The 13139-nt window shown below is 42.9% G+C and carries 3 protein-coding genes; 2 read left to right on the forward strand and 1 reads right to left on the reverse strand.

Going from position 1 to position 13139, the window contains the following annotated elements:
- Positions 1-83 precede the first annotated feature (83 nt).
- Entirely contained in the window at positions 84-6674 is a 6591-nt protein-coding gene (locus BFS30_RS26050; RefSeq protein WP_069381984.1) for a type I polyketide synthase, read from the forward strand.
- Positions 6675-6679: 5 nt separating this feature from the next.
- Positions 6680-11902, forward strand: coding sequence for a non-ribosomal peptide synthetase (locus BFS30_RS26055; protein WP_069381985.1), 5223 nt, complete (start codon positions 6680-6682; stop codon positions 11900-11902).
- A gap of 69 nt (positions 11903-11971) precedes the next feature.
- On the opposite strand, the gene BFS30_RS26060 is transcribed toward BFS30_RS26055, so the two are convergent.
- The gene (locus BFS30_RS26060) at positions 11972-13138 is read right to left on the reverse strand and encodes a glycosyltransferase family 2 protein (RefSeq protein ID WP_069381986.1); all 1167 of its coding nucleotides are present in this window, start codon (positions 13136-13138) and stop codon (positions 11972-11974) included.
- Between the last annotated feature and the right edge of the window lies 1 nt (position 13139).

The raw sequence follows: 13139 nt of genomic DNA on the forward strand, positions 1-13139 counted from the left end.
ATTTTTTCATCATAAATGATTCAGATATCATTGTTTACTTAACAACTCGACTTTGATATGCCAGATATTCAATTCTCTCTACTATGCCAGCAGAACAGTTCACTTTAAACCCAGACAAAGAAACTACGGTTCATCAGCTTTTCGAACAGGCAGCAATGCAATATCCTGATCTTAAAGCCGTTGTCTTCGGGTCATCAGCTATCAGCTATAGCGAGCTAGAGACCAGATCAAATGATTTAAAACAGGTTCTGTTAAACCTCAGCCCTGATCAGCAAATCATCGGGATCAGCGCAAGCCGGTCGATAGAAATGATCATCTCCTTGCTGGCAATCCTGAAAGCAGGTAAATCTTACCTTCCTCTGGATCCTACTTATCCCGAAAGCAGACTTCAGCAGATCATATCAGATTCCGGAGTTAAAGCATGCATCGCGCTAAATACGGAATCTGAATTCTTTTCCAATCTGGGCCTTCAGCCTGTTAATCCTGAACAAGTTTTAAGTCAGAACAGCGGAACTCCATTTCAACAAGGCTTAAACGGTTGCGTACTGTATACTTCGGGTTCTACAGGAAGACCAAAGGGTGTATGCCTGGGACATCAGAGCTTAATCAATTTTTTGAGCTGGCAAAAAGAAAACTCACTGAGCAAAGTAGGAACAAGATCATTACAGTTCTGTCATTTAAGCTTTGATGCTTCTTTTCAGGAGATCTTCGTTCCCCTAACAACCGGAGGAACCCTATACCTGATTGAGGACGACGACCGCCTGGATGGCGGAAGATTATTGAACTTTCTGATTGAAAACCGCATTAACAAGGCATTCTTTCCATATGTTACCCTGCAATACCTTACTGAGGCATCTGCCGCAGAAAACAAATACCCCCTGCATTTAAAGGAAGTAACCACCGGGGGCGAACTTTTAAAAATTACACCTACCATAAGGGCTTTCTTTTCTGCGTTGGCGGACAGCAGCTTTCTAAATATTTATGGACCAACTGAAGCTACAGTTTGTGTTACTACACTAAAATTATCTGGAAATCCTGAGGAATGGCCTGCAATTCCTACGATCGGCAGTCCGATGGCAGGCTCATCTGTATTTATCCTGAATGAAGAGCTGCAGCTGCAGAAAAATGGAAATGAAGGCGAATTGTGCATCTCGGGATTATGCCTGGCAAATGGCTACTTAAACCAGGAAGAATTAACGGTCGAAAAATTTATAGACTGGGAGCACCCCACTCTGGGCAACCTGAAAATTTACAGAACCGGCGATCTGGGAAAATACCTGGACAATGGGGAAATAGAATTTTTTGGCCGGAAAGACGGTCAGATTAAAATACGTGGTAACCGCGTTGAGCTTGGAGAAATCGAAGTCGCATTAATGCAGCACGAAAGCGTGGAGCAAGCAGTTGTCATATTAAGAGAGGACAAGCCTGGCAGGAAGAATCTCATTGCTTATATCGTTGGAAACAAGCAGACTTTTGATGCCAAAACCCTCCGCGACCAGGTCAACAGGCTTCTACCCGATTATATGGTTCCTTCCAATTTCATCCGGATGGAACAGTTACCGAAAACCGTTAGCGGGAAAATAGACAAAAAAGCGCTTCCCAAACCAGATTCTAAAAGACCGGATTTAAATGTTCTTTATAAAAAACCGGGTACAAAAGCAGAACAAGAGATTGCACATTTGTTATCCGATATCCTTCAATATGATAAAATAGGAATGGATGATAATTTCTTTGAACTGGGAGGCAACTCTTTACTCGCTCAAAGGACCGTATCAGAATTAAAATACAGATTGGGTTATCACCTGCCAATTACGAAACTGTACCAATTCCCTACTGTTTCCGGAATGGCGAAATTCCTAGATAAAAGCACATCCGGCGCAGCGTTCAGCTCAAGGAAAAGAACAAGCCAAAACCAGGCTTCCGATATTGCTGTAATTGGTATGGCGGGTAGGTTCCCAGGAGCAGATACCATCACTGGTTTATGGGACTTGCTGAGGGAAGGTAAAGAAACCACCACCTTCTTTAATCAGGATGAGCTGGACCCGGGAATACCAGCTCACATCAGGCTGGATCCTTCTTATGTAAGTGCGAGAGGAATTATCAGGAACGCAGATCAGTTCGATCCTGTTTTCTTTGGTATCAATCCGAAACTGGCCCAGCTAATGGACCCTCAGCAAAGGGTATTCCTTGAAATTGCACAGGAAGTATTGGAACAAACTGGTTATGCTACTTTAACAGACACTCAGAAAACGGGAGTCTTTGCCGGAAGCGGAAGTAACACCTATTATGAATACAATGTATTGCCTCATCCTGATCTTGTTGAAAACCAGGGAAAATTACAGGTGCTCACGGTGAATGAAAAAGACTATATTTCTTCTAGAACAGCTTATCATTTAAACTTAAAGGGACCTGCGGTTAGTGTTAATTCGGCCTGTTCAACGTCTTTACTTGCCATTGCGCAAGCCGTGAACAGTCTCCGCGCAGGTCAATGTGATACCGCATTAGCCGGTGGTGCAAGCATTACCTCTCCCATTAACAGCGGCCATCTTTATCAGGAAGGAAGTATGCTGAGTGCCGACGGCCATTGTCGTCCTTTTGACGACGACGCCACCGGAACGGTATTTAGTGATGGGGCCGGTGTGGTTCTTTTAAAAAGACTGGACGATGCCAAAAGAGATGGCGACACCATATATGGACTCATCAAAGGTGTAGGTATCAATAATGACGGATCCGGCAAAGGTAGCTTTACAGCACCGAGTACGGAAGGTCAATCTGATGCCATCATTCAGGCAATTGACGATGCAGGAATCGAAGCTTCAGAAATCAGTTATATTGAAACACATGGAACAGGAACCCCAATTGGTGATCCGATAGAATTTGAAGGGTTAAAAGCCGCATTTGGCGATCAGCCTAAAAAACAATTCTGCGCAATTGGTTCTGTTAAGAGCAATTTTGGCCATTTAACCCAGGCAGCTGGTGTGACAGGGCTGATAAAAACCTGTCTGTCCTTATATTATAAAAAAATCCCGGCCTCTATTGGTTATGTAAACCCTAACCGGAATATCGATTTTGCCAACAGTCCTTTTTATGTGAACCATTCTTTGTCAGACTGGAATGCCGATAAAAGAATTGCCGGAGTCAGCTCATTTGGTGTTGGAGGAACAAATGTACACGTGATTCTGGAGGGCTACGAAAATGAACCCAAGCCTTCATCTACCGGCCGGTCTGCAGAACTGATTACCTGGTCTGCCAATTCATCCTATAGCAGGGACCAATACGCAAAAGCACTTTCTGCTGACCTAAGCAGTCGGGAAGCAGTAAACATAGCCGATGTCGCTTATACCCTGCAAACATCAAGAACTGACTTCCGTTTCAGGAGGTTCCTGGTCTCAGACGATCCAGCTCAGCTACCGCAGTCACTTTTGGAGGAGAAACCCAATGCTGTTGAAGCACACCAGCTCCTGGGGCTACCTGGGGAAGTAGTCTTTACATTTCCTGGTCAGGGTGCACAGTATTTAAATATGGGAAAAGAACTTTACCTGACTGAACCTGTATATAAAGCAGCGATAGACCAGTGTGCTACGTTGCTTATTCCCTATCTTCAACTGGATATCAGGGATATTATCTTTCCGGCTGAACCTTCTGAAGCAGCATCTGAAAGATTAAAAGACACCCGTTATACACAACCGGCATTGTTTGTAACAGAATATGCGCTGGCGAAGCTCTGGATGCACTGGGGAATCCAGCCAACCCTGTTTTGCGGACATAGCATCGGAGAATATGTTGCCGCACATCTTTCCGGAGTATTTTCATTGGAAGATGGCCTGAAACTGATTGCTATCAGAGGGGCAATGGTAAGTGAATTGCCTTCCGGAAGCATGTTATCAGTCAGACATGAGGCAGAAGCCATTTCCGCATTGCTAACAGGCGACCTGTCCATTGCGGCAATAAACAGCCAGAAACTTTGCGTTGTTGCAGGTCCGGACGAGCAGGTCCATGAATTTGCCAAACTACTCGATACCACTGAAATTGCCAACAAATTATTATTTACCAGCCATGCTTTCCATTCTTCCATGATGGATCCTATTGTAGAGGAGTTCAGAAAGGTGGTTTCCGGGATAAGCCTGCATGCGCCTGAAATAGCTATTGTATCTACGGTCACAGGCGATGCTCTGACAGCTGAACAGGCTACAGATCCGGGGTACTGGGCCGGACATCTACGAAAAACAGTACGGTTTAGCGCTGCCATTGAAACCATTTTGAGTTATGAGCTTCCATTGTTCCTGGAAGTTGGCCCAGGAACAGTAACCTCGACACTGGTTAAACAGATTGCCGGTCTTCATACTAAACAAATTAAGGCAATACCAAGTTTAAGCAATAAGGATAAGGAGACTTCCTCTATATTAAATGCACTTGGCCAGCTATGGCTACATGGCTTAAATCCGGAATGGAATAATTATTATCAGGGACAGGAAAGGACTTTCCTTAACCTACCTACCTATCAATTTGACAGAAAAAAATACTGGGTGGATGCAGTGACCGAAAATCCGGTATTAAACAAGCAAGAATTAATTAATACTCTTATGATGAGAAAAGAAAACCTAGCAGCAAAGATCAAACAAGTATTAGAGGATGCCTCAGGCATCGAGATGAGTGGCATTCAATCAGACAGAAACTTTCTGGAAATCGGACTGGATTCCCTTTTACTTACCCAAGTTGCGATTTCCCTGAAGAGAGAATTCAATCTACCTATTACCTTTAGAAAACTAAATGAAGAATATCCTAGTATAGATGCTTTAGTAGATTACATAGATCAAAATACAGCATCAGATCTTCCGGCTGCTGCTACAACTGCAGCAAGTGCTCCGCATTTCCAGCCGCAACCTTCAGCACAGAACAATTCTATAGGCATAAACCATGCCTCCCCTGTTAATGACAGCGCATTAGGGCTCATTGCCCAGCAACTGGAGATTCTTTCGAAGCAGGTGATGTTAATGCAGGGAAACCAACCATTGGTGATTGCTGACAACAGTCCTGTTATACGGGCAGTTCCAGCCCCTGTCCGCATGGAACAATCAGAAAATCAGGAGCTGAGCCTTCAGGAAAAAACAGAGATTCAAAAACCATTTGGAGCAACCCCAAAGATAGAGCGTCATTCCACAGCGCTGAATCCGAAACAACTGAATTTTCTTCAGGAGCTGACCCGACGATATACGGCTAAAACCCTAAAGAGTAAGACTTATGCTGCTGAAAGCAGGTCTTTTATGGCTGATCCCCGTGTGGTTTCCGGCTTTAGACCGCAAACTAAAGAACTGATTTATCCCATCGTGATCAACAAGTCCAGTGGCAGTAAAATGTGGGACCTTGATGGAAACGAATACATAGACGTTTTAAATGGCTTCGGATCCAACCTCTTGGGTTATCAACCGGAAGTGATCAAAAAAGCGATGCACGATCAGGTGGAGAACGGGTATGAAGTAGGTCCGCAGCATGAATTAGCTGCAGAAGTAAGCAAACTGGTTTGTGAGTTTACAGGTTTTGACCGCTCAGCTTTATGCAGCACGGGTTCTGAAGCAGTTCTTGGCTGCATCAGGATTGCGCGCACGGTAACCGGACGTTCCTTAATTGTCGCATTTACCGGCTCTTATCATGGTATTATCGATGAAGTATTGGTTCGTGGAACAAAAAAATTAAAATCTTTTCCTGCAGCAGCAGGAATCATGCCTGAGGCAGTGCAAAATATTCTGGTACTGGATTACGGAACAGACGAAGCACTAGCCATCATTAAAGAACGCGCACACGAAATTGCAGCAGTACTTATTGAGCCGGTTCAGAGCCGCAGGCCGGAATTTGTACCTATAGAATTTATAAAGAAAGTAAGGGAAATTACCACTGCTTCAGGCACAGCATTGATCTTTGATGAAGTGATTACCGGTTTCAGAATGCATCCTGGAGGTGCACAGGCGCTGTTTGATATCCGAGTTGACCTTGCTTCTTATGGAAAAGTAGTAGGCGCAGGAATTCCAATCGGCGTGATCGCAGGAAAAAAAGAATTTATGGATGCCCTTGACGGCGGAACCTGGCAATATGGAGATCAGTCGTATCCGGAAGTTGGGGTAACCTATTTCGCAGGGACTTTTGTACGTCATCCTTTGGCGCTAGCCTCGGCAAAAGCATCTCTGAACTATATGAAAGAAAAAGGCCCTGCCTTACAGCAGCAGCTAAATGAAAAAGGAAATTACATTGCGACCAGTCTGAACAAGGAAATCGAGAAAAGAAACCTTCCATTTTTTGTTGCAAATTATGGATCTCTATGGAAAGTAAAATTTAACGAAGAGGTTCCATACAGCGAACTAATGTTTACTTTAATGAGAGAGAAAGGAATTCATATACTGGATGGGTTCCCCTGCTTTATTACAGAAGCCACTTCCAATGCTGACATCGAACAGGTGATAAAATGTTTTATAGAAAGTATGGATGCCATGATTGAAGCTGATTTTTATCCTGCTGCAACTAAAAAAAAAGAATTCATCAATAACCATACGATCGTTATCAATGGAAATCAGCCTCCGGTTAAAGGAGCTAAGCTTGGAAAGGACGAACAGGGTAATCCCGCCTGGTTTATCAAAGATCCTAATCAGGATGGAAAATATCTTCAGGTTGAAATTAACTAATCCTTATGCTTGATCAGAAATCCGACCTTAGTTTTAACGAAATCACCTTCAATCCATTTGAGGACCAAAAGGATATTGAGAAAATTGTAGCAATTAATGAATCACAACGTGAAATTTGGCTATCCTGTATTTTAGGTGGAGATGAAGCCAGTCTTGCCTATAATGAATCTGTTTCACTGGACTTTTCAGGTCCTTTTCATTTCGGTTATTTCAGAAAATCTTTTGAAATAATTGTAAAACGCCATGAAGCCTTAAGATCTTCAGTTAGTGCAAATGGAGAGCATTTTATCATTTACGATGATTTTCCTTTCCCTTTCGAAATGGAAGATCTGAGCAATTCCAATACCGATGAACAGGACCTGCTGCTTAAAGAATTCGTAAGCGCTCAGATGAACCTTCCCTTCGATTTGCAGAATGACCCCCTGTTCCGTGTACAAATTCATAAACTGAAAGAAAACCGCCATTATTTTACATTGGTTATCCATCACCTCATTGGTGACGGCTGGTCTATAGGTATCATTTTAGAAGACCTGAGCAAACTTTACAACGCATTTTTGAAAGGTTTCCCGGCAACTCTGGAAAAGGGGCCCCAGATCAGCACCTATGCTCTGGAACAACACGAATTCCTCCAAAGCAATGATTTCAAAAAGGTAGAAAATTACTGGCTGGAACTTTACAAAGGTCCTATCCCTGTACTGGATCTGCCAACAGATTACCTCAGGCCATCAATGCGCTCTTACAAAGCCAATCGGATTGATCATCCACTTTCCGTGTCGCTGATCAATCAATTGAAAGCAATGGGTGCCAAAGCAGGCTGCAGCCTGGTCAACACAATTTTGAGTGCATTTGAGATTTTTCTATATCAACAAACCGGACAAACGGATATTGTGGTCGGACTGCCAACAGCAGGACAATCTGCAACAGAAAATTTTGAATTGGTTGGACATTGTGTGAATCTGTTGCCTTTAAGAAGTACCATTGATCAGGAAGTTTCCTTCCTGCAATACCTAAAATACAGAAAATCTGCTTTTTTTGATGCCTACGAACATCAGCAGCTTAGTTTTGGACAGCTGGTAAAAAAATTAAATGTCAAAAGAGATCCTTCCCGAATTCCTTTGGTTCCGGTGGTGTTTAACATGGATATGGGCATGGATAATGCCGTCTTTTTCGACACCCTCAAACATCGTTTGATTTCAAACCCAAGGGCATATGAAACCTTTGAGATCTTTCTGAATCTGACCGGATCGAAAGACAGCTTTGTATTGGAGTGGACTTATAACACCCAGCTCTTCAAGGCTGCAACGATAGACCGGATGACAAATGATTTTGAAGTCCTGCTGGAAAGACTAGCCGGTCATCCGGACCTTCAATTAAAGGAGTTCGCTCAAGCCGAGACAGAAGAACTACCGGAGCCAACAATAAACGATGGGCTGCCTTTTAAAGATACGATCAGTCTGATCAATGAGGCAGCAAGCCTTTACCCAGATAAAACTGCTGTTTCTTTCAGAACTGAACAGATAAACTATACTGCGCTGATAAGGAAATCTAACCAGCTGGCTTTCTACCTGATTAAAAAGGGAGTTCAGCATGGTGACGTTATCGGATTGTCCACAGAGCGTTCTATGGAAATGCTGATTTCTCTGCTTGCTATCCTGAAGGCCGGAGCGGTCTATATCCCTCTGGATCCGGAATATCCTCATGAAAGGATAGAATTCATGTTGGAAGATTCTGCAGCAAAAACATTGCTGACTTCACGCCAAAATAAAGGCAAGTTCCGCAGCGATGCCTTAGAAATTGTAATTGAAGAAATCTGGGATGACCTTAACAATTATCCTGATCATGACCCCGGTTTGACCTTAAGTCCGAATGACCTGGCTTATATCCTGTATACTTCCGGATCAACAGGAAAGCCAAAAGGGGTAAAAATCACTCATAAAAATCTTGCTAACTTTTTATTAAGCATGCAGGCTGCACCTGGAATTACTGCAGCAGACCGTCTGCTTGCGATCACCACCATTTCTTTCGACATTGCTGGTCTGGAGCTTTATCTACCCCTCATTTCTGGAGCAGAACTCATCATTGCAGATGCGGAAGAAACAAAAGACGGCAGATTACTCCTCCATATCATTGAGGAAAGAAAAATCAGTATCATGCAAGCCACTCCTTCCACCTGGCAGATGATGATTGATTCTGACTGGCAAAAAAAATATCCGATAAAAGTGCTTTCTGGTGGAGAGGCCATAAAGAAGGAACTTGCGGATCAACTGCTTAAACGTTGTGCAGAGTTATGGAATATGTATGGTCCAACCGAAACAACGATTTGGTCCACGATCAAAAAACTAAGCTTTGCAGATCAGCAAATGACTATAGGCCTTCCGATTAACCAGACGCAGATTTACATCATAGATGAATTGGGTAGGCCCTTACCTGCCGGGATGCCAGGTGAAATATGCATTGGCGGCGCAGGTGTGGCAGATGGCTATTTAAACAGACCAGAGTTGACAGCCGAGAAGTTTATAAAGAGAAAAAACTCAGGTCAGCTATTATATAAAACAGGTGATCTTGGCAAATTACTGGAGAACGGGGAATACCTGTGCCTGGGAAGGATCGATCAGCAGGTAAAAATCCGTGGACACCGGATCGAATTGGGGGAAATTGAATCCATTATTGCCGCACAGGAAGGAGTTAACCAGGCTGTCGTCCTGGCAAGAGAAGATACTCCTTCCGATAAACGGCTGGTTGCTTATGTGCTCCCTGACGACAAAACCGATCAGGATAACCTTTCCTGGAAAGATCGCTGGGATGCGCTTTATGATATGGGGGCTGCATCCAAGCAAAACCTGGCTCTTTCCGAACAAAATTTGGACGATAGTTTGCTGGAACATTATGAAAACAGTGCTGATTTAGCTTTACAGGCTGCAGAATGGCTTCAATCCTCAGCAGAAAGGATTAAGGCACTCGGTTCAAAAAAAATATTCGAAATTGGAAGTGGTGCCGGACAGCTCTTATTTGAACTCGCTCCCGGAACTGAATATTATATGGCTACTGATTACGCCCAGACAGCCATTCATAATTTAAATGAGAAGTTAGAAGCAGCTCCTGAAAAATGGAGCCATGTAAAAGCAAAAACTGCAGCTGCAGATGATTTTACAGCCATTGTGGATGCTTCCTTTGATCTGGTAGTGATTCATAGTGTCGCCCAGTATTTTGCTAATGCGGATTACCTGATCAAAGTGATCAAAGAATCTGTAAAGTCGCTCAAAGTCGGTGGATGTATTTTTATCGGAGATATGCAGGGCAAGAATTCCCTGAAAATGTGCCATGCGATGGACCACCTGCCTCATGCTGCTGATACCAGTACGCTTACTTCATTTAATGAAGCTGTGCTCAATAGGGTCCGGATAGAGGACGAATTGGTTGCAGATCCGGCGTTTTTCTATAGTCTCCCGGCCATGATACCTGAAATCTCGGGAGTAGATGTGCAACTTCGGAAAGGTCAATCTTTAAATGAGACTACTAAATACCATTACGACATATGGTTGTATGTGGGGGTTCCATCCCATACCGCAACTCCTGATATCCAGGCAGATTGGACGAATGGGGGGTCATTGTCCGAAGCAGAACAGCTCCTGTCAGCCAATCCATCAAAGGTGCTAGAGTTCAAAAATATTCTAAATGAACGTACTGCCAAAGACCATCGGTTATTACAGCTCATGCAGAGTGAAGCTCCGGACAGTCCATTAAAAAATATCAAAGCAATGGTGGAATCAGTAAAGGAAGGCTACGCTCCCGACCTGTTCTGGGCACTGGGAGAACGTTTAAACTTTAATGCACACCTGAGGTGGACTACTGATGGAACAGATGGACTGTTTGATGTGGTATTTATTCCTTCTTCCCGGAAAGCAACCATTCCTTATTTTTCTGCTGCCGGGTCTTTAAAGCCGAATATATACCACTATGCCAGGTTACCTTTCTCCAAAAATGAAATCGTTGTTTCTAAAGAGATCATTACAAAATGGAAGGAAAACCTTTACGAAGCACTCCCATCCTATATGGTTCCGGAAGACTTTATTGTACTGAAGAGTTTTCCTCTAACGGCAAATGCAAAAATAGACAGAAACGCATTTCCTAAACCTTATGGCAAAAAAGGTAATGGAGATACCAGTCTTCAGCCACGGTTGCCGCTTACTAAAAATGAGCAACTGGTACTGGATATCTGGTCAGCTGCATTGGGACTAGAGGAATTAAACATTACCGATGATTTTTTTGAGCTTGGCGGGCATTCCCTTCTGGCGGTAAAAGTAATGATAGCAATTGAAAAGGAAACGGGGAAGAGACTTCCGCTATCTACTCTTTTTAACAATTCAACAATCGAAAAGCTGGCCGGACAACTTTCGGAGGACGAGCATGAAGAAATTTGGGAATCCCTAGTTCCTATAAAAGTGACCGGTAAAAAAGACCCCATATTTTTAATCCATGGCGGTGGATTAAATATCCTCTTATTTAAATCAGTTAGCAGCTATTTTGACGACGACCAGCCTGTTTACGGACTTCAGGCCATGGGACTGAACAAAGAAACGGACATCCCTCCCAGCCTGGAAGAAATTTCGAAAAGGTACGTCGACGAAATACTCAAAGTTCATCCTAATGGCTCCTATGCTTTAGCAGGTTATTCTTTGGGAGGACTGATTGCATTTGAAATGGCAAAACAATTAAAGGCAATGGGAAAAGACATCAAGTTACTGGGTGTCATGGATACTTATGTAGGTTCACATACAGCGCCTTCCGGAACTTTGCCAAAGTTAACCAGGAAAATCATTCGTCAGTTCCATAAGGTGCCGTTTTTCGTAAAATCATTCCTGAATAATCCAAGAGAATCTCTGGCTTATCAGCTGAACATCATCAGCTATAAATGGAAAAAGCTATTTTCTTCTGACCTTGGAATGGAAAGAGAAATCTTTACTGATTATGAAAAAGAGATCTATAGTGCCTATAGCAAAGCCAACGACAAATATAAGCTTCAGGCATCTGATTTGGAAGTGACGCTTTTCTGTGTCGAGAAAAGGCTTTATTATCTGGATGACAAGGTATTTCTGGGATGGGATAAGTTTGCCTTGAAAGGGGTGAAGATCCATGAAGTTCCCGGCGATCATAAAACATTTTTGCTTCCGCCCAATGATCAAAAATTCGCACAGATACTACAAGCTGTCCTGGATTATAAGAAGTAAGTAAGAACCGATTAAACCTCTCCCCTTCGTCCCTGGGATAAAAGGGAGAGGTTTACTATTTGTCAGGCATTATTTTCTTTTTGATTTTTCCCAGGCCGCACTCTGGTTCTTTTTAAAGAAGCGGACAATACCCGCAATTACCGCATAATTCATTACGCAAAAATAATAAGGCACAAAAAAGGCTTTGACCCGGATCTGACGGCTTTCAAAAAACAGCCCAAGAAGACTTAAAAGGTAAAACACCACCTGTCCACCAAACAGGACTTTATAAATCATCTGAGGATTATTGAAGCAAATCCATCCATTCAATAAGAAAACCAGAATGAGCAGAAAGGGAGTAATGGTCCATCGCAATACCCGATGGCTAATGTACTGAAATGTCAGTATTGGATAGTTAAATGGATTGGCAGCTTTTTTCAAGCGGCCGATAGACTGTATTCCTCCCGCCGCAATACGTATTTTCCTTTTCAGCTCCTCGGCAGTATTTGCAGAAGCGGTTTCCATTGCATACGCAGCCGCCTCATAGGCGATAATGTAACCTTTTTCGGCAATTCTCATAGCGATCATATGGTCATCGATAATGGTGTCGCTTTCTACAGGTTCATAAAGCGAGGTTCTGATGCTAAACAATTCTCCTGCAGCACCAACATTGGAGTACAATTCATAATCCCATTTTTTAAGGGCCGACTCATATTTCCAGTAAAAACCTTCCCCAGCCGAACTCGCATCCGCACTTTCCTGAACCAGTATTCTCTTTTCTCCGGCTACCGCTCCTACTTTTTTATTCTGGTAATGTTTGACCAGTTCTTTTAAAGCGGCCTTGTTTAAAAACGTATTTGCATCTGTAAACACAATGATCTCAGTTTTTATAAATGGCATAGCTCGTTTGATTGCCGCCATTTTTCCTGCCCTGATGTCCTCATGCAATAATAAAATATCTTTCCAGTTAGATGCCCTTTCTACGGTACGGTCGCTGGAGCCATCTGTAATCAGGATAACGTGTAGTTTTTCTTTGGGGTAATCAAGTTCAAGGGTGTTTTTGATCTTCTCCTCTATCAGATCTTCCTCATTATAAGCAGCCACCAGCACGGTTACTCCTGGTAATACCTGATCCAGATCAAAAGATGATGTTTTTTTAAAGAATCGTTTTATTCTGACCAGGATAAACAAAAGTAACCCATAACCAACAAAAGTATAGATGATCAGAAAAAGGCTGACCCAAAAAATTATAATCATT

Origin of the sequence: Pedobacter steynii (assembly GCF_001721645.1) — a bacterium.
Taxonomy (GTDB): Bacteria; Bacteroidota; Bacteroidia; order Sphingobacteriales; family Sphingobacteriaceae; genus Pedobacter; species Pedobacter steynii_A.